21 protein-coding genes are annotated in these 21373 nt (G+C 68.7%); 6 read left to right on the plus strand and 15 right to left on the minus strand.

The window, feature by feature from the left end:
• The first annotated feature begins 79 nt into the window (after nt 1-79).
• On the plus strand, nt 80-703 hold the full coding sequence (ccmA, locus tag V5F48_RS05955) for a heme ABC exporter ATP-binding protein CcmA (protein ID WP_394257951.1): 624 nt from the start codon (nt 80-82) through the stop codon (nt 701-703).
• Nucleotides 704-1034: 331 nt separating this feature from the next.
• Nucleotides 1035-1703 (plus strand): heme exporter protein CcmB, encoded by a 669-nt coding sequence (gene ccmB, locus V5F48_RS05960; protein WP_394258068.1) that lies wholly within the window; start codon nt 1035-1037, stop codon nt 1701-1703.
• Between the two features lie 23 nt (nt 1704-1726).
• Here the strand turns inward: ccmB and V5F48_RS05965 are convergent, their stop codons facing one another.
• The 4 genes from V5F48_RS05965 to V5F48_RS05980 all read right to left on the minus strand — a co-directional run bounded on the left by V5F48_RS05965 (nt 1727) and on the right by V5F48_RS05980 (nt 5182).
• Complete coding sequence (locus V5F48_RS05965) at nt 1727-2080, minus strand: winged helix-turn-helix domain-containing protein (RefSeq protein ID WP_394257952.1); 354 nt, start codon at nt 2078-2080, stop codon at nt 1727-1729.
• A 574-nt stretch (nt 2081-2654) separates the two neighbouring features.
• Entirely contained in the window at nt 2655-3059 is a 405-nt protein-coding gene (locus V5F48_RS05970) for a hypothetical protein (protein ID WP_394257953.1), read from the minus strand.
• 293 nt (nt 3060-3352) lie between these two features.
• Nucleotides 3353-4651: a DNA polymerase IV gene (locus V5F48_RS05975; RefSeq protein ID WP_394257954.1), complete on the minus strand. Its 1299-nt coding sequence runs from the start codon at nt 4649-4651 to the stop codon at nt 3353-3355.
• A 204-nt stretch (nt 4652-4855) separates the two neighbouring features.
• Nucleotides 4856-5182 (minus strand): DUF3572 domain-containing protein, encoded by a 327-nt coding sequence (locus V5F48_RS05980; protein ID WP_394257955.1) that lies wholly within the window; start codon nt 5180-5182, stop codon nt 4856-4858.
• 101 nt (nt 5183-5283) lie between these two features.
• On the opposite strand from V5F48_RS05980, the gene V5F48_RS05985 reads away from it, so the two are divergent.
• Nucleotides 5284-5652 carry a response regulator gene (locus V5F48_RS05985; protein ID WP_149577534.1) on the plus strand — a complete coding sequence of 123 codons (369 nt, stop codon included), beginning with the start codon at nt 5284-5286 and terminating at the stop codon, nt 5650-5652.
• A gap of 1224 nt (nt 5653-6876) precedes the next feature.
• Here V5F48_RS05985 and rpmG read toward each other — a convergent pair.
• The 7 genes from rpmG to V5F48_RS06020 form a co-directional block, all read right to left on the minus strand.
• The gene (rpmG, locus tag V5F48_RS05990; protein WP_282642566.1) at nt 6877-7044 is read right to left on the minus strand and encodes a 50S ribosomal protein L33; all 168 of its coding nucleotides are present in this window, start codon (nt 7042-7044) and stop codon (nt 6877-6879) included.
• 187 nt (nt 7045-7231) lie between these two features.
• Nucleotides 7232-8398, minus strand: coding sequence for an MFS transporter (locus tag V5F48_RS05995; RefSeq protein WP_394257956.1), 1167 nt, complete (start codon nt 8396-8398; stop codon nt 7232-7234).
• Nucleotides 8399-8408: 10 nt separating this feature from the next.
• Nucleotides 8409-9143 (minus strand): NUDIX hydrolase, encoded by a 735-nt coding sequence (locus tag V5F48_RS06000; RefSeq protein ID WP_394257957.1) that lies wholly within the window; start codon nt 9141-9143, stop codon nt 8409-8411.
• A gap of 81 nt (nt 9144-9224) precedes the next feature.
• Complete coding sequence (locus tag V5F48_RS06005; protein WP_394109879.1) at nt 9225-9746, minus strand: DUF983 domain-containing protein; 522 nt, start codon at nt 9744-9746, stop codon at nt 9225-9227.
• A gap of 34 nt (nt 9747-9780) precedes the next feature.
• Nucleotides 9781-12114, minus strand: coding sequence for a ribonuclease R (rnr, locus tag V5F48_RS06010; RefSeq protein ID WP_394258069.1), 2334 nt, complete (start codon nt 12112-12114; stop codon nt 9781-9783).
• 459 nt (nt 12115-12573) lie between these two features.
• Nucleotides 12574-13443, minus strand: coding sequence for an SH3 domain-containing protein (locus tag V5F48_RS06015; protein ID WP_394257958.1), 870 nt, complete (start codon nt 13441-13443; stop codon nt 12574-12576).
• Between the two features lie 147 nt (nt 13444-13590).
• On the minus strand, nt 13591-13890 hold the full coding sequence (locus V5F48_RS06020) for a hypothetical protein (RefSeq protein WP_394257959.1): 300 nt from the start codon (nt 13888-13890) through the stop codon (nt 13591-13593).
• A gap of 78 nt (nt 13891-13968) precedes the next feature.
• Here V5F48_RS06020 and V5F48_RS06025 point away from each other — a divergent pair, with 78 nt between their 5' ends.
• Nucleotides 13969-14442, plus strand: a complete 474-nt coding sequence (locus V5F48_RS06025; protein WP_394257960.1) for a hypothetical protein — start codon at nt 13969-13971, stop codon at nt 14440-14442.
• A 17-nt stretch (nt 14443-14459) separates the two neighbouring features.
• Here the strand turns inward: V5F48_RS06025 and V5F48_RS06030 are convergent, their stop codons facing one another.
• A complete protein-coding gene (locus tag V5F48_RS06030) occupies nt 14460-16208 on the minus strand; it encodes an extracellular solute-binding protein (RefSeq protein WP_394257961.1) in 1749 nt (582 codons plus the stop codon).
• Nucleotides 16209-16707: 499 nt separating this feature from the next.
• Between V5F48_RS06030 and V5F48_RS06035 the strand changes: the two genes are divergently transcribed.
• The gene (locus tag V5F48_RS06035; RefSeq protein WP_394109883.1) at nt 16708-17496 is read left to right on the plus strand and encodes an invasion associated locus B family protein; all 789 of its coding nucleotides are present in this window, start codon (nt 16708-16710) and stop codon (nt 17494-17496) included.
• Nucleotides 17497-17677: 181 nt separating this feature from the next.
• On the opposite strand, the gene hspQ is transcribed toward V5F48_RS06035, so the two are convergent.
• Both hspQ and V5F48_RS06045 read right to left on the minus strand, forming a co-directional pair.
• Nucleotides 17678-18001 (minus strand): heat shock protein HspQ, encoded by a 324-nt coding sequence (gene hspQ, locus V5F48_RS06040; RefSeq protein ID WP_394258070.1) that lies wholly within the window; start codon nt 17999-18001, stop codon nt 17678-17680.
• 298 nt (nt 18002-18299) lie between these two features.
• Nucleotides 18300-19340 carry an HpcH/HpaI aldolase/citrate lyase family protein gene (locus tag V5F48_RS06045; RefSeq protein ID WP_394109884.1) on the minus strand — a complete coding sequence of 347 codons (1041 nt, stop codon included), beginning with the start codon at nt 19338-19340 and terminating at the stop codon, nt 18300-18302.
• Nucleotides 19341-19438: 98 nt separating this feature from the next.
• Between V5F48_RS06045 and V5F48_RS06050 the strand changes: the two genes are divergently transcribed.
• Nucleotides 19439-20317 carry a gamma-glutamylcyclotransferase family protein gene (locus V5F48_RS06050; protein WP_394257962.1) on the plus strand — a complete coding sequence of 293 codons (879 nt, stop codon included), beginning with the start codon at nt 19439-19441 and terminating at the stop codon, nt 20315-20317.
• A 15-nt stretch (nt 20318-20332) separates the two neighbouring features.
• Here V5F48_RS06050 and V5F48_RS06055 read toward each other — a convergent pair whose 3' ends face one another.
• On the minus strand, nt 20333-21307 hold the full coding sequence (locus tag V5F48_RS06055; RefSeq protein WP_394257963.1) for a quinone oxidoreductase family protein: 975 nt from the start codon (nt 21305-21307) through the stop codon (nt 20333-20335).
• Nucleotides 21308-21373 lie beyond the last annotated feature (66 nt).

The raw sequence follows: 21373 nt of genomic DNA on the forward strand, positions 1-21373 counted from the left end.
TTATAGAGCCATTTCAAAGCGCGGTCATGCGATAACAGCATTCAATGTGCAATGCACCATAAGCAGGGGGCGCGGGGCAATGGCGGTGTCGGCTCTGGTGGGTGAAAGGCTGGCCTGCCGCAGAGGCTTCAAACTCCTGTTCGAGCATCTGGACGTGACCGCGCGGGCCGGGCGGGCCCTGCTGGTGGTGGGGCCGAACGGGGCGGGCAAATCTTCCCTGCTGCGCATCCTCTCGGGCCTGCTCGGGGCGAGCGAAGGCAAGGTGCGCCTTGACGGTCCGGGCCTTGAGGCCGCCGACGCGGCGGTGGGCGAGCATATTCACTATCTCGGCCACGAGGATGCGGTGAAGGGCGCGCTCACCGTCCGGGCCAATCTGGCCTTCTGGCGCACCGTGCTGGGACCCTCGGGCCTTCCGGTGGAGGATGCGCTGGAGGAGGTGGGCCTTGGCGGCCTCGGCGGCCTGCGGGCGCAGGTGCTCTCCGCCGGGCAGAAGCGGCGCCTCGCCATCGCCCGCCTGCTGGTCTCGCGCCGGCCGGTGTGGGTGCTGGACGAGCCCACCACGGCGCTGGACGTGAAGGCGCAGGCGCGCTTTGCCGCCTTCGGCCGGGACCATCTGGCGGGCGGCGGCATCCTGATCGCCGCCACCCACGCGCCGCTCGACCTCGGCGATGTGGATGAACTCAGGCTGGGGGGCATGGGCTGATGCGCGGCGTGGATGTGGAACGGCCGGGTGGGGTTGGCGGGCGTGGGCTTCGGGATACCGTGCAACTGTCGGCTCCCCATCTGCGGTGTTTGCCCCCTCCCCAGTCCTCCCCCGCAAGCGGGAGAGGGGGCAGGGCGGCGCTTGCTCCCACACCCTGCCCGGCGCACGCAGGGTCAAAGCCCTCTCCCGCTTGCGGGGGAGGGTTGGGAGGGGGCAGCGTGGTCGAGGCTGGAGCACACCGTCCGGCGTGGGCGCGATCAAAGTTCCCGGCTGTCCGCCGATGCGGCGGTGGACCCCGCACCCATCCCCCCTCTCGGAGCCTGCGCCCATGATGGCCGCCTTTTTCGCCATCGTGCGGCGTGACCTCGCCTTGTCCCTCGGCTCCGGCGGGGGGGCGGGGCTCGGCGTGGTGTTCTTCCTCAGCGTGGTCACGGTGATGCCGTTCGCGGTGGGGCCGGACCTGGTGCTGCTGGCCCGCATCGGCCCGGCCATCCTGTGGATCGGCGCGCTGCTGGCGAGCCTTATCGGCCTGGAGCGCCTGTTCGCCGCTGATGTGGAGGACGGCTCGCTGGACGCGCTCACTTTGTCGGCCCTGCCTCTGGAACTGGCGGCGGCGGCCAAGGGCCTTGCCCACTGGCTCGCCACCGGCCTGCCGCTGGTGCTCGCCGCCCCGGTGCTGGCGCTGATGCTGAACCTGGAGCCCGCCGCCATCGGCGCGGTGGTGCTGACCCTGCTGGTGGGAACCCCCGCCGTCACCTTCCTCGGGCTCATCGGCGCGGCGTTTGCCGGCGCGTTCCGGCGCGGCGGGCTCCTGATCGCGGTGCTGGTTATACCCCTCGCCATCCCGGTGCTGATCTTCGCCGTCTCGGCCACACAGGCGGCGGTGGTGGGGCCGGTGCCGTTCGGCACGCCGTTCCGCGTGCTCATGGGCCTCACATTGTTCGCGCTGGTGCTGGGGCCGGTGGCGGCCGCGGCGGCGCTCAGGGCCGCGCGGGCGTGAGCCTCAACCGCTGAGGCGCGGACCTATTCCGCCGCGCTGCTGAGGGAGGAAAGCTCCGCCTCCAGCGCTGCCACCTGCTGGCGGGTGGCCTCGGTGGCCGCGGCCGCGATGGTGCGATAAGCGGCCACCACCGCATGGCCGAGCGGGGTGAGCTGGGTGCCGCCGCCCTGCTTGCCGCCGGTGCGGGGGGTCACGATGGGGCCGGTGAAAAGGCCGTTCATCTCCTCCACCAGCTCCCAGGCCCGGCGGTACGACATATCCATGGCGCGCCCGGCGGCGGAGATGGAGCCGAGCGCCTCAATCTTCTCCAGAAGCTCGATCTTGCCGGGGCCGATGCGCTTGGGCCCGAGGTCGATTCGCACGCTGAGCGAGGCCATGCACAAACCTGAAGCGGAGCCGCCCTTGGGCAGGCGGCGCGGGGCGATAATCCAAGTCTAGCAGGCGCGCTTGAGGCTGTCGCGCGGGGCACAAAGACGGCGGTGTCTCAGTTTGAAAAGCGCCGCCGGTGACCCTTGCTCCTTCTCACCCACTGCAAGCCGGCCGGCTCCCTCTCCCGCGTGCGGGGGAGGGGTGGGGAGGGGGCACGGCACCCGGGGCAGAACACTGGCGACGGGACGGCGGAGAATGTCTGCCCCCTCCCTGCCCTCCCCCGCCCGAACTCGGCTTCTGCCGAGTTCGGTTCCCACGAGCCGAGGCCGGAAACATCCGGCCTCGGGCGGGAGAGGGTTCAGAGCGTGCCCAGTCGAAGCGGCTCTTTTCAAGCCGAGACACCACCGCAGAGACAGTTCGGCCCCGGGCACGGGGTGCGTGTCCGGGGCCTCCGTTCGACATGCCACGAGAGAGGGAGAAAGTTGAGAGGGAGAAGGTTGAGAGGGGGATGGGGAGAGACGGGGATGGGGGGAGAGGCAAGAAAAAGCGGGCCGCCACCGGGAGGCCGGCGGCCCGGAGAGGTCAGTTGAACCGGGTGGCCTTCGCTGCCTGCGCCACCTGCGCGCGGGGCAGGGCCGCCTCGGCCGCCACCAGGGATTTCAGCTGCGGCCCGGCGAGGGCGAAGGACACCTCGAAGCCATCGGGCGTCGACAGGGTGAGGATGAGGGTCTGGGGGTCAGACGCCTGCTCGATGCGCACCATTTGGGCGGGATAGACAAGGCGCAGGCTGTCGTCCCTGTGCCGGGCGCGCAGCACCTCGGTCATCATCTTGGGCAGGGTCATCACCATGGCCTTGAGGCAGTCGGACGGCAGGTTGAGGGCCGTCGCGGTTCCGTCGGGCCGGCTGAAGCTCATGCGGATGCGGCTGCCGTCCACCGCCACGTCGAAGGCGAGGAGGTCCTCGCCCATGATGTCGTCCCGCTCCATGAAGGGGCCTCCCGTCGCGGTGTTTGCGTGTAAGCTATATTCATTCAGATATAGCGTAAGTCAAGCGGGTCATTGCATCCGGGCGGTCACGTCGTTCGGTTCGAAAAAGTCGTTCTCCCTCTCCCCTCTGCGGGAGAGGGCCGGGGTGAGGGGTCCGCTGCGATCATGGGCAGACAGGCGTTTTTCGGCGTCGCCGTCCCCTCACCCCCATCCCCTCTCCCGCAGGGGGAGGGGGGGCACGGCCGCTCAAGGCGCTTTCGCAGAGTTCTCGCTTGGCGGGAAGGGCGCGCGTTCTAGGTCTTCTTGCGCCGGTCCGTGGTGGCATCCAGCAGGATGCCGCGGGTGAGGACGCCGCGGCCGAATCGCGCGCGCAGCTGGTCCACGGCGCTTTCCGTCGCCTTCAGCCGCTCGGTCGAGGTGTCCACGAGGTCCGCCGGGTCGGCGTCGGCGATGGGGCACAGGTCCGAGACCCCCACGCCGATGAGGCGGAACAAGGTGCCGTCCACCTCCTTCGCCAGCAGCTCCCGCGCCGCCCCGTTGATGCGCGCCGCAAGGCAGGTGGGCGCTTCCAGCGTGCGCGAGCGGGTGCGCAGACGGAAATCGGCGCTTTTCAGCTTCAAGGTCACCGCGCGGCCGGCGATGCCCGCATGCTTCAGGCGCTCGCTGACCTCCTCCGACAAAGCATAGAGGGTCTGCTCCAGCGGGCGCAGGGCGCCCATGTCGCGCTCGAAGGTGGTTTCGGCCGAGACGCTTTTGGCTTCCCGCTCCGGCTCCACCGCGCGGGTATCGAGGCCGAAGGCGAGGCGCGACAGGCGCAGCCCTTCCGCGCCGTAGCGCCGGGCAAGGTCGGCGGGGGCGGCGCGCTGGAGATCGGCGATGGTGTGGAAGCCGTCCTTCGCCAGCTTGCCGCCGAACGCCGCCCCCACGCCCCAGATGAAGGTGACGGGGCGCGGCGCCAGGAAGCCGGCCGCCTCCGCCTGCCCGAGCACGGAGAAGCCGCGCGGCTTGTCGAGGTCGGAGGCGATCTTGGCGAGGAACTTGTTGGCCGCGAGCCCCACCGAGACGGTGATTCCCACCTCCTTCTCCACCGCCCGCGCGAATCGCGCGAGCGTCCGGGCGGGGCTGGCGCCGTGCAGGGCCTGCGTTCCGGAGAGGTCGAGGAAGGCCTCGTCGATGGACAGCGGCTCCACCAGCGGGGTGAGCTGCTGCATCATGGCCCGCACCTGCCGGCCGACCGTGCGGTATTTCTCCATGTTGGGCTTCACCACCACCGCCTCGGGGCAGAGCGCCAGCGCCTTGAACATGGGCATGGCCGAGCGCACGCCCTTGATGCGGGCGATGTAGCAGGCGGTGGAGACCACCCCGCGCTTGCCGCCGCCGATGATGAGGGGCACGTCGGCAAGGCTGGGGTCGTCGCGCTTTTCCACGGCGGCGAAGAAAGCGTCGCAATCCACATGGGCGACGCTCAGCGTATCCAGCTCCCGATGCCGCACCAGGCGCGGGCTGCCGCAGGCCGGGCAGCGATCGCCGGCAGGGCCGCCCGTCTGGGGCGCGTCGCAAAGGCAGTCGCGGCAGAAGCCGGGGGTGCTCATGACGGCTGTCCGGGACGCGCGATTCGCGCTTTTCCTGCCGTAGAGCGACCTGCGGCCGCTCTCGTCTCACCTGATGTAGAGCGACCGGAGGCCGCCCTCACCTTTGCTGATGTAGAGCGACCGGAGGTCGCTCTCGCCTTTGCTGATGTCGAGCGACTTGCGGTCGCTCTCGCCTTTGCTGATGTAGGGCGACCTGCGGTCGCCCTACATGGGCCGGCGCACCGTGGCATCGGGGTCCACCGGCGGCGCGAGGATTTCCAGGGCGCCCACCACATGCCGGGGATCGAGCCCCTTCTCGGCGGCGAAGGCCACCAGCATGGCCTCGTCGGAAATGAGGAAGGCCAGCACCCCGGCGCCGAAGCTGCGGCGGGCGGCGGCCTCGCGCAAAGTCGCCGGGGATAGGCCGGTTTCGGCGAGGAATCGCACCAGCCGCTCGCCGTCGGCGGCGATGAAGGCGAGGGCGGAGGTCGCCACCTCCTGCGCCGCATCGCGCTGCGCCTTGAGGCCTTTTTGTTTGTCCTGAATGGGCATTTGCGCTTCCGCAAGGAATGGGGTCTAGGTGTCACCCCATTCCAGCACGTTCCGCGCGGGCTGCGAAGGGTGGACGGCGCAGGGCGGGTCCGGGGGATGGGATGGCCAAGACCGTAATGATCGTGGAGGACAACGAGCTGAACATGAAGCTCTTCCACGATCTGCTCGAAGCCCACGGCTACCGCACGGTGGAGACGCGCTCGGGGGTCGAGGCCGTGGAGCTGGCCCGCGCCCACCGGCCCGACCTCATTATCATGGATATCCAGCTGCCGGAGATTTCCGGCCTCGATGTGACGCGCAAGCTGAAGGCCGACCCGGAGCTGAGGGCGATTCCCGTGGTGGCGGTAACCGCCTTCGCCATGAAGGGCGACGAGGAGCGCATCCGCGCCGGCGGCTGCGAGGCCTACCTTTCCAAGCCCATCTCCGTGGCCAAGTTTCTCCAGACGGTGCGCCAGTTCGCCGGGGGGTGAGGCGCACCCGCCCGCCGCCTCCCGCGGAGCATGAAAAGGGAGCCCGGATGGTGAGCCGGCGGCCCACCGATTCGGCGGCTTTCCCTTTTGTCGTGATGTGCTAGTCTTCCATTCTCGGCAGATACAGCGTGAGAGACACGGTCGCGGACGGCCGCTGAAGGGGTGCTGCGCTTGCGCGGCTCCGGTGTCTCCCGCCTTCAGGACAACCCTGCGGAGTGCTCAGGTCCGCCGCATCTCCTGGGTCCGTGGGGTTTGGCCGGTGGGTGAGCGTTGCGGGAGGCCTCCCCGCTTCCTCCCCACCGGCCAGCCTACCTTCCAGCGCCGGTTTCGATCAGCCTGAACCCGCCTGATCGCCGCGCACTCCGGCGAACACGGTGGATACCTACCCCTCCGGTATCGCGCCTGTCCCTTCCATCGGGTCTGTCTCTGGTGGTTGGACCACGCGGGCTATCCGGCCCTTGCCCCAGCATCGTTCACAAGGCCCATGGCCACGCACGCCGGCAACGCGCTTGCGGGAGGCGTGGCCATGGGCGCGGCAGCGCGTCGGCCCGGGTGCCCTGAACAGGTACCCTGTAGCCGCGAGCGAGTGGCGTGTGTCGGAGTTTTTGTTGTGCAGTGCATTATTTTGGTGGTACTAAATCACCGCATACTGGTAAGGTAAGGCCGCTGACCTAAGGTAACAAAATTAGGATCGCCGCAATGGCCCCTTTTGTGTTCTTTATCATCGCCTATGTCCTCCTGCCCGGCCTTGTCATCGCGATCAGCTTCCGGGCACGGCCTCGCACGAAGTTGAGACGTACCGGCCTTACCCCAAGGGCGATCGTCGGCGGCGCATCCCGTTCCGCCCACGGCCCGGCGCTCAAGGGAAAGCGCGCCGTGTCACCCCCAAATCGTGGCTAGAGCGTTTTCGAGCCAAGTGGATACCGGTTCGCGTGAAGAAAACGCGTCAATACAAGAATCTAGAGCGATTGCCGTGAGCCAGTGCGAACGAAAAGCGCTCTTGCACGGCATGTCCAGGCAGGATTCGGGTCCAAATGGCTCTAAGGCCTGACGACCAGCAGATCCTACGGCGCAGGCGATCGGATCGCCCGGCGCCAAAAGAAAAGGGCGCCGTATGGCGCCCAAATCATGTCTAGATGGGTTTTCACGTCTGGAAGGCTCTGAGGCCTTAAGACCAGCAGATCCCGCGGCGCAGGCGAACGGGCCGCCCGGCGCCGCAGCGGATCACTTGATCTTGGTTTCGCGGAATTCCACGTGCTTGCGCACCACCGGATCATACTTCTTGAGCACGATCTTGTCGGTCTTGGTGCGGGAGTTCTTCTTGGTCACATAGAACACGCCCGTGTCCGCGGTGGACAGAAGCTTGATCTTGATGGTTGCAGCCTTGGCCATGTCTTGATCCCTGGGTGCCGCGTGCGGCGCGCGACCGTCTGGTTTGCGAAAACCGTGAGGTTGCGAAAAGAAAAACGGACGCGCTGCCGGTGCCGGCGGCTCGTGGGGGCGGAAACTCTCCCACAGCGCCTGAAATGTCAAGGCCGGGGCGGGTCCCGTTCCCGACACGTCATCTCGGCTACCCCCGTCAGCGCGCGCGCAGGGCGAGCCGGCTTGCCACCACGGCCGCATACAGGGCGAGCATGCCGAAGATGACGAAGGCGAAGCCGTAGGGGTTGTAGAGCCGCATGCCCAGCCCCGCCACCGGCGGGCCGACGATGAGGCCCACCGAATACAGCATGACAAAGGCCGCATTGGCCGCCGCAAGGTCCGCGCCGTGGTAGCGCGCGCCCAGATGGGCAAGGCCCACGGTGTAGAGCGAGCCCACGATGCCGGTGGACAGGAAGATCATGGCCAGGAACAGGGGGCTGGAGACCGCCACGAACGGCAGGGTCAGCGCGCCCGCCGCGCCCACCAGCGAGCAGACGAGGAGCAGGATGCGCCGGTCCACCTTGTCGCTCACAAGGCCGATGGGGATCTGGAAGGCCACGTTGCCCAGCACCGCCGCCGTCAGCAGCAGCGAGGCGCTGGTCTCCGACAGGCCGAGGCGCAGGCCGTAGAGCGGCAGGAAGGTCATCACCGCCGTCTCGATCGCGCCGAACACCAAAGCGGCCAGTACCGCCGAGGGCGAGCGCCGCACGAAGGTGAGCACGCCGTGATGGTCGTCATTATGGATGCGTGGGGTGATTCCCCGCGCCAGCAGGATGGGAATGGCGCCGAGGCACAGCACCGCCGCCCCCGCCAGATACGGCGCCCAGCCCGAGGCACCGAGCACGCTCAGGATGGCCGGCCCCAGCGCCGCCCCCAGCGACAGGGCGGTGGCATAGACGCCCATGATCAGCCCGCGCCGGTTGGGCGGCGCCAAGGCGTTGATCCAGAACTCGCTGACCGCGAACAGGATGCACAGGGCCGCGCCGAAGGTGAAGCGCAGCGGAAACCACATGAGGAAGGAGGGCGCCGCCTTGAAGCCCACGAGGCTGGCGGCGGCCAGCGCGATGGCGCCCACCAGCAGCGCCCGCAGCCCCACCTTGCGCACCAGCATGGGCACGAATGGCGCGGTGAGGATGGTCGCCACCCCGGCCATGGCCGTGTTCACGCCGATCCAGGTGCTGGAGATGCCGCGCACCTCCAGTTCCAGCGCCAGCAGCGGAATGGAAAGGCTGATGCCGACGCCGACGACGGTGATGGCGGAAATGGCGGCGGCAATGGAGGCCGTGCGGCTCATATGGCCCAGCGGCCGGTCGGGAGCATGCATGGAAAGGGGATCAATCAAGCAGGGTGCGGACGAATTGCCCGTGTTGCATGGCGTAGAAGGGCACCGGCAGGCGCGGGCTCGCGCCGGCCTCGATGCGCTGGGCCAGTTCCTCCAGCACCACGCGGGTGACGGTGGGCAGCTCCTGCGCGGCGGTTTCCGCGAAGGTGAGCCAGGCCAGTTCCACCAGTTCGGAGTCCTCGCCCACAAGGCCCGTCACCTCGTCGCAGACGGCGCGGGCATCGGCGGCGAAGAAGCGGGTGTCGAAGCGCCGGGGCCGGCGCGGCGGGGTGATGGCGCGGGCCACATAGGTGAGGGCGCCGAGATCGGGAAACACGCCGCGCTCCTCGAATACGCGCCAGTCGGTGGAGGGCGCCTGCGGCGTGCCGAGGTCCTTGGTGCCCACCAAGAGGCCGGTTTCCTCGTACATCTCGCGGATGGCGGCGGCGGCCAGGCCCCGGGCGCGGGAGAGAGTGGGGCGCTGCACCCTGGTCATCAGCCGCCGCTCGCTGTCGGCATCGAGCACGCCGTAGACCGGCATGGTCCGGTCGGCCTTCTCCAGCCGTCCGCCGGGAAAGACGAAGACGCCGGGCAGGAATTTCAGCTTGGGATGGCGTCGGCCCATGAGCACGCGGGGCTTTCGGCCCTTGTGGTCGATGAGGATGAGGGTGGCGGCGTCGCTCGGGCGGACGTTGGGCCAGTCCTGGCGGCGCTCGGCCTGGGTCAGCCGCGTGGCGAAGTCGGTCATTGCGCGTCAGTGCTCATCGGACGTTTTTTGGGGGGCGTGCTTATGGGGGCGATGTTCTGGAGTGCCAAGGCTGCCGGGACTTCAGCGGAGGGGCCGGACAGCGCGCACCACGGGGACCACTCCGTCGGGCGGTCCTTCCCGCTCGGCGCTCTGGGGGTCGAAGCCGTGCATGCGCAGGGCCCATTGCAGGTTCACCAGCATGCCCTTGAGCGGCGGCAGCAGGGTGAGGCAGAGCACCAGCGTCAGCGGCAGCCACAACACGAGGTGCACCCACACCTCGGGACGGTACATCTCCTCCACCAGCACCATCAGCGGCACCACGATGTGGCCCACCAGCAGGATGGTGGCATAGGGCGGGGCATCGTCCGCCCGGTGGTGATACAGCTCCTCGTCGCAGTCCGGGCAGTAGGGCGAGACCTTGAGATAGCTGGAGAACAGGCGTCCGGCGCCGCAGGCGGGGCACAGGCCGCGCGCGCCGCGCAGCAGCGCATCGGGCACGGCGCGGGGCGGCGAGGGCGGCTCCTGCGGCGCACGGCCCCGCGCATCCCCCGGCCCGGAGCCGGCGAGCTTGTTCGTTACCGTCATGGTCGCAGGCGTGGTCACCGTCGAACCCCTTTAACTCCCGTCAGATCGCGACTTAAGGGCGCGACCGCCCTTTGCCTTGCGGACCCTTGCCTTGCGGGCCCCTGCCTTGCGGGTTTTGGCCCGGATGGCCACTGCCGACGGCCCGTCCGGCCGGACCTTGCCGGGCACCGCCCTTTGGTCCGCCGCCCCGCCGGAGCGGGCCGGGCCGGCCGCGAGGCCCCTTTACATAGGAGCCTTCGGTCAGAAGCTCAAACCGCAGGGCGCCGGCCACCGGCGCCGCCTCCACCAGCTTCACCTCCACCCGGTCGCCGATGCGGTGCATTTCCCCGGTCCGCTCGCCCACCAGGGCCTGCCGGGTTTCGTCGTAGCGGTAATAGTCCTGCCCCAGCGTCGAGGCGGGAATGAAGCCGTCGGCCCCGGTGATGTCGAGCGCGACGAAGAGTCCCGCCTTGGTGGCCCCGGTGATGCGGGCGTTGAAGGTGGCGCCGATCTGGTCGGCCAGATGATGGGCGATGAGCCGGTCCACCGTCTCCCGCTCGGCCGCCATGGCCCGGCGCTCGGTGACGGAGATGGCGGCGGCCACCTCGGAGAGCGTGGCGGTGGTGGCGTCCTGCGGCAGGCCGTCCGTGCCGAAATCCATGGCACGCACCAGGCCGCGATGCACCACCAGATCCGCATAGCGGCGGATGGGCGAGGTGAAATGGGCGTAGCGGCGCAGGTTCAGGCCGAAATGGCCGTAATTCTCCGAGGCATATTCCGCCTGGCTCTGGCTGCGCAGGATCACCTGGTTGACCAGCGGGGCGGCGTCCGTGTCCTTCACCTGCGCGAGGATGCGGTTGAAGTGGGAGGGCCGCACCTGGTCGATCTTGGCCAAGGCGATGTCCAGCGTCTTCAGGAATTCCCGCAGGTTGGAGAGCTTTTCCAGCGAGGGGCCATCATGGACGCGGTAGACGAGGGGGGTCTTCTTCTCCTCCAGCGTCTCGGCGGCGGCCACGTTGGCGAGGATCATGAACTCCTCGATGAGGCGGTGGGCGTCGAGCCGCTCCGGCACCACCACGCGGTCCACCGTGCCGTCTTCCTTCAGCACGATCTTGCGTTCCGGCAGGTCGAGGTCGAGGGGCTGGCGGGCGTCGCGGGCGGTCTTCACGCAGGCATAGGCGGCGTAGAGCGGCTTCAGCACGCCGTTGACCAGCGGGTCGGTGATGTCGTCGGTGCGCCCCTCGATGGCGTTCTGCGCCTGGGCATAGGCCAGCTTGCCCGCCGAGCGCATGAGGATGCGGTGGAACGTATGGTGGCGCTTCCTCCCATCCGCGCCGATGACCATGCGCACCGCCAGCGCCGGGCGGTCCTCCCTGGGGCGCAGGGAGCACAGATCGTTGGAGATGCGCTCCGGCAGCATGGGCACCACGCGGTCCGGGAAATACACCGAATTGCCGCGGATCAGCGCCTCGCGGTCCAGCGGCGAGCCGGGGCGCACATAGGCCGCCACGTCGGCGATGGCCACGGTGACGATGAAGCCGCCCTCGTTGCCGGCGTCGTCGTCGGGCACGGCGTGGACGGCGTCGTCATGGTCCTTGGCGTCGGGCGGGTCGATGGTGACGAGGGGCACGTCGCGCCAGTCCTCGCGGCCGCGCGGGGTGACGGGCTTGGCCGCCTCGGCCTCCTTCAGCACCGCCTCGGGGAAGACGTGGGGAATGGCGTGGGCGTGCAGCGCGATCAGGCTCACCGCCTTCTCGGAGCTGAGGGAGCCCAGCTTCTCCTTCACCCGCGCGGTGGGCAGGCCGAACACGCGCTGGCGCATCAGCTCGACGGTGACGAGGTCGCCGTCCTTGGCCTCGTGCTCGGCGCCGGGGGGCACCTGGAGTTCGCGGCCCAGCTGCTTCTTGTCGATGGGGATGATGCGCCCGCCGCCTTCTCCGCCCGGCGCGGCGCGGAAGATGCCGATGGTCTGCTTGCGCGCCTTCTCCAGCACCTTGATGACGCGGCCCACATGGGGAACGCCATGCTCGATGGAGCCTTCCACGATGCGCAGCAGCACCCGGTCGGCAAGGCCGGGGGCGGGACCCACGGCGCGGCGGGGCACCTGAACCAGGATGGGCGGGGCGTCGCCCTGGGTCTCGGTGTCCCATTCCACCGGCACGGCGATCAGCTCGCCGTCGGCATCGCGGGAGACGATGTCGGCCAGCACCACGCCGGGCAGGGCGCCGGGCACATGCAGCCGGCGCCGGCTGCGCTCCACGGTGCCGGTCTCGGACAGGTCGCGCAGCAGGCTTTTCAGCTCGATCTTCTGCGCCGCGTTGAGGCCGAAGGCGCGGGCGATCTCGCGCTTGCCCACCTCGCCGCTCTGGGTGGCGATGAAGGCCAGCACCTGTTCCTTGGTGGGCATCTCGCCGGTGGCGTGGCGGGCGACCACCAGGGCCTCCACCCGCGCATGCTCGGCGGCCGCCTGCTTGCGCGAGGCGCGGGATTTACCCGCGCGCGCCTTGGGCGGTCGGGTGGCGGAAGGGGAAGATGGGGGCTTGGTGGGGCGCTTGGGCAACGGGTCCGTCCGGTTTCCCGCGACGCTACCCGGAACCGGAGCCGCGGGCTAGAGCGTTTTCGAGCGAAGTGGATACCGGTTCGCGTAAAGAAAACGCGTAAACTCAATGACCTAGAGCATTTCCCCGATTCAGTGAAACGGGGAAATGCTCTAGAGCACGCGTTGACCGGACGGCCTCGCAATCTGATCGGACAAGGTATTCTCTTGTCTTGAGCTTGGCGCCGATGGCGGGAAGGCAGACGCGCCAGTCGAGCCCCGGCGCCGCAGTTTCCCGGCGCCGAGGCGTGAGGCCGATCAGCCTTGATCCTATTGCGCCACGGCCGCCTTGTAGACGAAGCCGCGCTTGTCGCCGGACGACACCTCGCACCAGGATTTGCAGGAATAGAGCGTCACCTTGGTGCCCTCCTCCAGCGTGCCGACGACGGATGCGGAACGCTTCGGCCCGGAGCGCAGGGTGACGGCGGTGCGGATGCGCGCGGTGCGGCCGTCATCGGCGGCGGCCTTCCCGGTATCCGCCGAGGCCATCGCGATGGCCCGGGGCTTGGCCTTGGGAAGGGGGGCGCCGGCCGCCGGCATGGTATCGGAAACGGTCTGCGTGGCGCCTTCGGGCAGGCTCGCCTCGTCGCCCGCCTCGTCGCCGCTGACCGGTTCGAGGAAAGCCGGGCGGGCGAAATCGGCGGCCGTGGGGGCCGGTTCCGCCGGGCCGGGAAGGGGGCTCGCGGCCGCCACCCGAAGCGCGTTGGCCCGCTCCGGCGCGGCCGAGGAGGCAGCGAGGATGGAGGCGACCTTGGTGGACATCTGCGCGTGCCCACCATCCGGGGTCCTGCCATCCGGGGTACTGGGGCCGATGGCTTTTGGCGGGCGGGTGTCGCTGGCGCCGCCAGCGGTGAGGGTCGCGCCGTCGGGGGCCGGGCGGTTGGAACCGATGGAATGGTAGGCAACCACGCCGCCCATGCCGAGGATCAGGACAGAAGCGGAAAGCGCCAGGGCACGCCACAGCAGCAGCCCATCGCGCACCTTGCGACGTGGCGGGCGACCGCGCGTGCTGGTGCCGATGCGGGGGCGGGCGGTATCCCGCCGATCAAAAGGAACGTCGAAGCCGTTATCCAGATCATAGTCCCGGAAGGTGTCTTCCTTACCGCCGGAGCGGCGCTGGGCGCGTCCAAGGCCAGCCATATATATACCTCCTGCCAAGCCGTCTGCGCCGGAAGAGGCAGAGGCTCGAGGATCCATTTCTCTGGGCCTGTCGACCGCACGCGGACCGCGTTGCCTTCAGGGGGGGATCGCCTCGCGATGCCGCCTCAAAACGCAACCTGCTCCGTTTTAAACCGCTGGCGCGCGAACCGTGGCCTTCTTCCTCCCTCGTTCCGGCAAGACCGCCGGCAACGGCGGCTTCTGAAAGATGCACTTGAAACGGTAACATCTGAAGAACAAATCGCCCGCAAACCATACCGCCTGCAAGGCACTGTCGAGCGTGGCGACAAAATGCGGCCGATATGTGCCCATGCGGAAGCCGGGGGAAATACTTAAGGACGCCAATGCGCACGCCCGGCCGTGCCAGCCTGTGCCGCCGCCCTTCCTTCCGCCGCCCATCTTGCCGGCGCCCATCTTGCTGGCGTCCATCTTGCTATACGGGGGGCGCGACCAATACGGGGGCGCGACGCACTGCTAAGCTGCGACATCCTGAAGGAGCGGCCAGCCATGTTCGACCCGACGACTTTGACCGGCATCCATACCTATATCAGCCTCCTTGCCATCGCCGCCGGCATCGCGGTGGTGGCGGGCCTCGTTCGTGGCCTGGACCGGCCCACCACGGCGGCCAGTTTCCTGGCCCTCGCCTTGCTCACCAGCGCCACCGGATTCCTGTTTCCCTTCAACGGCGTCCTGCCGTCCCACGTGGTCGGGGCGGTGGCCATTCTCGTGCTGCTGCCGGCGATCTACGCCCGTTATAGCGCCGGGCTTGAAGGGCGCTGGCGCGGCATCTATGCCGGCACGGCGGTGGCGAGCCTCTATTTCCTCGTGTTCGTGGCGGTTGCCCAGGCCTTTGCCAAGGTGCCGGCGCTTCAGGCCGTGGCGCCGACCCCGGGCGCGCCGGCCTTCGCGGTGGCGCAGGGCGTGGTGCTACTCGCCTTCATCGGCCTTGGCTTCGCCGCCGTGCGGGCGCGGCCGGCGTAATCCTACTTGCCGGGAACCTACTTGCCAGGAACCCGCCACCAGGTCTCGGGCAGGGTGCCGTAGAGCGAAGCGCGACCGGGCCGCTCGATCCGCGTCCAGCGGGCGAGCCACTGGCCCGGCGTGTGGAACAGCGGCACCCCGTAGGCACCGGACACCAGCACCCGGTCGAGGGCGCGGGCGGCGGACACATATTCCTCCTCGTCGCGGGCCGCCAGCAGGGCGGCGATGGCGGCATCGATGGCCGGGGATTTCGCGCCCATGTAATTGCGGGTGCCCGGCGTGTCGGCGGCGGCGGAGCCGAAATAGAACGCCTGCTCGTTGCCCGGCGAGAGCGACTGGCCCCAGGCATAGGGCATCATGTCGAACTCATAGGCGCCCCGCCGGGCATCGAATTGCACCGCATCCACATACCGTACCTGCGCCGCGATGCCCGCCCGCTTGAGCTGGCTCTGGTAGGCGAGGGCCAGGCGCTCCTGCTCGCGGGTGGCCACCATGATCTCGAAGGCGAACGGCCGTCCGCTCTCCCGGTTCACCAGCGCCCCCTGCCGCAGCATCCACCCGGCCTGGTCGAGAAGCTGAAGCGCCGCCTTCAGCCGATCGCGGTCGCGGCCGGAGCCGTCGGAGACCGGGGGCCGGAAGGTGCCGGCCAGCACGTCGGGCACCACCGCATCGGGGAAGGGGGCGAGCAGCGCCCGCTCGCGGGCGTCGGCCGGCACTCCCGAACTTGATAATTCCGAACCTTCGAAGAAGCTCGCCGTGCGGCGATAGAGACCGTGGTAGAAATTCGTGTCGAGCCATTCGAAATCGAACAGCTCGATGAGCGCCTGGCGCACGCGGCGATCGGCGAAGAGCGGGCGTCGCGTGTTGAATACGAAGGCCGAGTAAGGCTTTGGCGTTCCGGTGGGAATAAGCTCCTTCACCACCTCGCCCGCCCGCGCGGCGGGGAAGTCGTACCCGGTCTCCCAGCGGGCGGGATCGCCCTCGAAGCGGGCGTCGATCAGCCCCTTCTTGAAGGCCTCGAACTCGGTGTTGGCATCCCTGAAGTAGAAGTAGCGGATCCGGTCGAAATTATAGAGACCGCGGTTGAACGCCAAGGTGCGTCCCCAATAGTCCGGGTTGCGCTCCAGCGTGATGGATGCTCCCGCATCCACCGCCCCGACCCGGTAGGGACCGGAGCCGACGAGGGGCGTGAGCGTGGTTTCCTCGAAGCGGTCGCGGTCGATGCTGGCCTGCTTGAACACCGGCATGAGGCCCATGATGAGCGGTAGTTCCGGGTCCGGCTCGGCGAAGGTAAAACGGACGGTGTGGGCGTCCGGCGCTTCGACCCTGGCGATTTTTCCGTAATAAAGACGGTGGTTTGGCCGGCCCATGTCGCGCATGAGCGCGAACGAGAACAAGACGTCGTCGGCGGTGACGGGGGTGCCGTCGGAGAAGCGGGCGGCGGGGTTCAGGGCGAAGGCGACGAAGCTGCGTTCGGCGTCGGTCGACACACTCTGCGCCAGCAGCGGGTAGAGCGTGAACGGCTCGTCGAGGGAGCGCGCCATCAGGCTCTCGGTCACGGTATTGCGTATGAAAAGCGGCGCCGAACCCTTGACGATGAAGGGGTTGAGGCTGTCGAAGGTGCCCAGCAGCGACAGGTCCAGATGGCCGCCCTTTGGGGCATTCGGATCGGCATAGGGCAGGGCGGCAAAGGTTGGCGGCAGGTCCGGCGCGCCGCGCATGGCGATGGCCGGCGCCCGGTCCAGCGCCTGGGCTTGTGCCGGCATCGGCGCAGCCAGAAGCAGGACCGCCAGAACCAGGTCCGCAAAGAGCCAGCGCCGGGCGTCTCCTCCCGATCCGTGCCATAGCGAACGCTGGCTGAAACCAATTCCCATGACGCCTTTTCCCATGACGCCTTTTCCCATGACGCCTTGCCAGCCTTTCCCCGCCGGCCGCGCCGCCAGCATGCACCCCGGCCGGTTACGAATCGTATGGACTGCCACCGTATTCTTACGGTACCGCTACGGCACATTTGACTGTTTAAACCAGCCTGTCGGCCGTTTGTTGGCCTTATTCCTCGGCAAGGTAGCACACGCTGTCCCGACGCCTCGAACGGTGTGGGCGTGCGTGCTCCCCGTGCGGCTGCCCAGAGCGGCTGCGGCCCGTCACCTTCTCGCCTCAATTGGGCTGGAGAGAGCCGGTGTCCGAGAGAGGGGGGTGCGGGGCCCCGGCCTCTGCGCGTGCGCGACCGGAGCCCCGGCGGCTCAGACCACAAGAAAGGCCACGATGACCATGACCAAATTCAACGCGCGGCTCACGGCCGGGGTTGCCGCCACGTTGTTCGCTGTGGCGTTCGCCGGCCCGGCCTTCTCCCAGACCCAGCCGGCCCAGCCTGCGCCTGCGGCCAAGCCGGCCCCCAAGCCCGCCGCACCCGCCGCCAAGCCCGCTGCTCCGGCACCGGCCGCGCAGGCGCCCGCTGGCGGCGCTCCCCAGGCCGAAGCCGACGTGAAATTCTCCGCCTCCCCGTGGCAGAAGATCTGCCAGGAGATCCCGGAGCGGAAGAAGCAGGTGTGCGTGCTGACCCAGGTGCTGGGCGTCGAGAATCAGGCCATCGCTAAGGTCGACATCGTCGAGATGCAGGATGAGCCGAAGAAGCGCATCAACATTTCCGTGCCCCTCGGCATGCGCCTGCAGCCCGGCCTGCGCATCACCCTCGACAAGGACCCGGTGAACGTCCCGTTCGTGCTGTGCCAGCCCATCCAGGGCGGCGGCGCCACCTGCATCGGCGACCTTGAGGTGGACGGCAGCTTCATCGCCAAGTTCCGCAAGGCCAATGCCGTGTACCTGCAGATGGTGAACGGCACCGGCCGCACCCTGAGCCTGCCCATCTCCACCGCCGATTTCGGCAAGGCCTATGATGGCCCCGGCATGGACGCCAAGGTGGCCATGGAGCAGGAGCGCAAGCGCATGGAAGACGCCCGCGCCGCGGCCCAGCAGCAGGAAGAGCAGGGCAAGGCCGCTCTCCTGAAGAAGGGCCAGGAGCTTGAGCGCGCCAAGGCGCAGGGCGCCCAGTGAACCGGATGGAGTGAACCGGATGCAGTGATCTGGGGCGGCGCGCCGCCCTGCCACGTTCAACAAAAAAGGCCGGCATTGGGATGCCGGCCTTTTTTCATGTCTGCTGGTCCGGCGGCCCGGACCAGTCTGCCAGTGGTCCGAGACTGCCCCCGAAGGGCCGGCCCCGGTTGCGCGACCGGCCTCAGTTGATGAGGTCGCGCCGCACCCGCCAGCCGCCGGCGCCGTCGTCGGTCAGGGCCTCGTTCACCTTGGGATGGCGCACCGGCTCCTCGGAGACGTCCCGCTCCAGGTTCTGCTCGGAGACGTAGGCCACATATTCGCTGTCCGCATTCTCGGCGAGCAGGTGGTAGAAGGGCTGGTCCTTGTGGGGGCGGATCTCCTCGGGAATGGAGAGCCACCATTCCTCGGTGTTGTCGAACACCGGGTCCACGTCGAACACGACGCCGCGGAACGGGAAGTGCTTGTGCCGCACCACCTCTCCGATGCGGAACTTCCCTTCGCGCATGGTGGAGTGGAAATCCGCCGCCGCACCCACGAGCGGCGAGGCGACCGCCCCTTCCGGCGCCCCGCCAGAACCCTTGCTCTCGGCTGCGCCAGCTTTGCCCTCGGCCGCTCCGGCTTTGGCGTCTTGCGCCACGGCGCCGGCCTCGGGTGCCGACGCGATGCCATTGCCGTCGGGCGCAGGCGCGCCGGTGGCGGGTTTCGCGCGCGCTTTGTCGTGACTGCCCATGTCCCGCCTCTTCACTGTGCCGTCGCGATTGACCTTCCGTTACGGCAATATCCTGTAAGGTTAATCAATTCTGTCACAGTCCGTAGGTTTTGCCCATTTCCGGATCCTTGGCTGCGACAATGCGGGCAAGGTCCACGATCACCTTGGCCTGCTTCCAGGTTGCATCGTCCTGCATCTTGCCGTCGATCATCACCGCGCCGGCGCCATCGGGCATGGCTTCCAGGATCTTGAGGGCGAAGGCCACCTCGCCCGGATCGGGGGAGAACACGCGCTTGGCGATGTCGATCTGGGTGGGGTGCAGCGACCAGGCGCCGACGCAGCCCTGCAGGAAGGCGTTGCGGAATTGGCTCTCGCACGCCGCGAGGTCCGAGAAATCGCCGAACGGGCCGTAGAAGGGCTTGATGCCGTTGGCGGCGCAGGCGTCCACCATCTTGCCGACGGTGTAGTGCCACAGGTCCTGCTGGTAGCCGGCGCGGGGCGCGTCGCCATCGGCGTCCGCCAGCACCTTGTAGTCGGGATGGCCGCCGCCGACGCGGGTGGTCTTCATGGCGCGGGAGGCGGCAAGGTCGGCCGGTCCCAGGCTCATGCCGTGCATGCGCGGGGAGGCGCTGGCGATCTCCTCCACATTCTTCACGCCCTCGGCGGTTTCCAGGATGGCGTGGATGAGGATGGGCTTGCCGATGGCGTGCTTGGCCTCCAGCTGGGCCAGCAACTGGTCGAGATAATGCACGTCCCAGGCGCCTTCCACCTTGGGCAGCATGATCACGTCCAGCTTGGCGCCGATCTCGCTGACGATCTCCACGATGTCGTCGAGCACCCAGGGGCTGTTGAGGCAGTTGATGCGGGTCCACAGGCCGGTGGAGCCGAAATCCGTGGCCTTGGCCATCTCAATGAAGCCGCGGCGGGCGGCTTCCTTGGCGTCGGAGGGGATGGCATCCTCAAGGTTGCCGAGCACCACGTCCACCTGCCTGGCGATGTCCGGCACCTTGTTGCGCATCTTCTCCAGATGCGGCGGCACGAAATGGATCATGCGCTCCAGCTGCACCGGCAGCTCGCGGTAAGGTGCGGGCGCACCGATGGCCAGCGGCTTGAAGAATTGGCGCGGCAGCTTCATGTGTCCCCCCACTGATTTGGCGGCCCGGCCTCGTGCCTCGGTCGCCAACCTGTTGAATGCAATGCAGCATAGGTGGCGTGCCGGTGCAACACGACTTCATGGCAGGACGATCTGGGCGCGCGCATGGGGGTGACGTCCGTCGCGGGCGTCGATGGCCGTCGCGGCGGGATGTTCTGCTCGGGCTCGCCGGCCTTGCCGCTGCGTCCGGCCCGGCGGCGGCGCGCGATTTCTGGGGCGAGGGGCTGCCCGACCAGCCCGCGGATTTTCTGTTCGGCTACGGCACGCTCATCAGCGAGCCGTCGCGCACGTCCACCTCGCGGCGGCGGGTGGTGGCGGTCCCGGCGCGGGTTTCCGCGCGGTTCGGCCTGGTGCGGGCCTTCGTCGCCCGCGGCGGGGCGCGGTCGGGGGCGGGTTTCACCGCCCTGGGGCTGCGCCATCTGCGCGAGGGGGAGGTGCCCTCGTCCATCAATGGCGTGGTTTTCCCGGTGCGGGACGCCGAGGAGATGGCCGCCTTCGACCGGCGCGAGGGCGGCTACCAGCGGGTGGAGGTGGCCCCGGCCCTGGTGGAGGCGGTGGGCTGGCAGGGGCTGCCGCGCTCCGGCCGGGTGTGGATCTATGTGCCCAAAGGGGTGGACATGAGCGGGGTGGCCATCAGTCGGGAGGGCACGCCGGACAACGGCATCCCGCCCGACGCGGCGTTCCCGCTGGTCCAGTCCTATATCGACGTGGTGTTGCAGGGCGCGCTGGCGGAAGGCGGCGCCTTCGCGCGCGAATTGATCGAGACCACGTTCGACTGGAGCGAATTCTGGCTCGACGACCGCCCCATACCCCGCCGGCCATGGGCTGAGACCGAGCAGGCCGGGGCCATCGACCGGCTGCTAGCGAGCACGGAGCCGGCGGCGAGCCAGTTCCGCAACCGGCTCTACCCGGAACTCTATGCCGCGCGCCATCTGACGGATGCGACGGCGCCGCGATAGGGAGATGCGGGCAACCTACGGCAGCAGCAGCGTTGACCCCGTGGTCTTGCGCGCTTCGAGGTCCTTGTGGGCCTTCTGCACGTCCTTCAGCGCATAGGTCTGGTGGATGGGGATCTTCACCGCCCCGGTCAGCACCGCCTCGAACAGGTCGTTGGCGGTGGCGATCAGGTCATGGCGCTTGGCCACGAAGGTGGCAAGCGTCGGCCGGGTGGCGAACAGGGAGCCCTTCTGCGAGAGCGCCAGCAGGTCGAAATTCTTGATGGCGCCCGAGGCGTTGCCGAAGCTCACCCACAGGCCGAGCGGCTTCAGGCAGTCGAGGGAGGCGGGGTAGGTCGCCTGTCCCACCCCGTCGTAAACCACGTCGCACAGCTTGCCGGCGGTGATCTCCTTCACCCGGTGCACGAAATCCTCGTCGCGGTAGAGAATCACCTCGTCGCAGCCGTGGGAGAGGGCCAGTTCCGCCTTGTCCCTTGACCCCACCGTGCCGATGACGGTGGCGCCCAGATGCTTGGCCCACTGGCACAGGATGAGGCCCACGCCGCCGGCCGCCGCCTGGACCAGGATCACGTCCCCCGGCTTGATGTGATGGGTGCGGCGCACGAGATACTGCGCCGTCATGCCCTTCAGCATCATGGCGGCGGCGGTCTGGTCGTCGATGGAAGCGGGCAGGTGCAGCAGAACGGCCGCCGGCACGTTGCGGACTTCCGCATAGGCGCCGATGGCCATGGCATAGGCGACGCGGTCGCCGGGGTGGAAGTCGTTCACGTCCGGCCCCACGGCCTCCACCACGCCGGCGCCCTCGTTGCCGGGGATGAAGGGCAGGCTCGCCGCCTTGTAGAGGCCGGTGCGGAAATAGACGTCGATGAAGTTGAGGCCGATGGCGGTGTGGCGAACCTGCACCTCGCCGCGCCCGGGGGAAGGCACCTCGACCGTTTCATAGGTCAGCGCCTCGGGACCGCCCGTCTGATGCACCCGAACCGCATGGACCATGACGCCAGACCCCTTTTCCTTCCGCGACGCCGGGGATCATAGGCCCGCGTCCGGCGCTCGCAAGCG

The sequence above is a fragment of the Xanthobacter autotrophicus ATCC 700552 genome, from assembly GCF_043194565.1.
GTDB lineage: Bacteria > Pseudomonadota > Alphaproteobacteria > Rhizobiales > Xanthobacteraceae > Xanthobacter > Xanthobacter autotrophicus_F.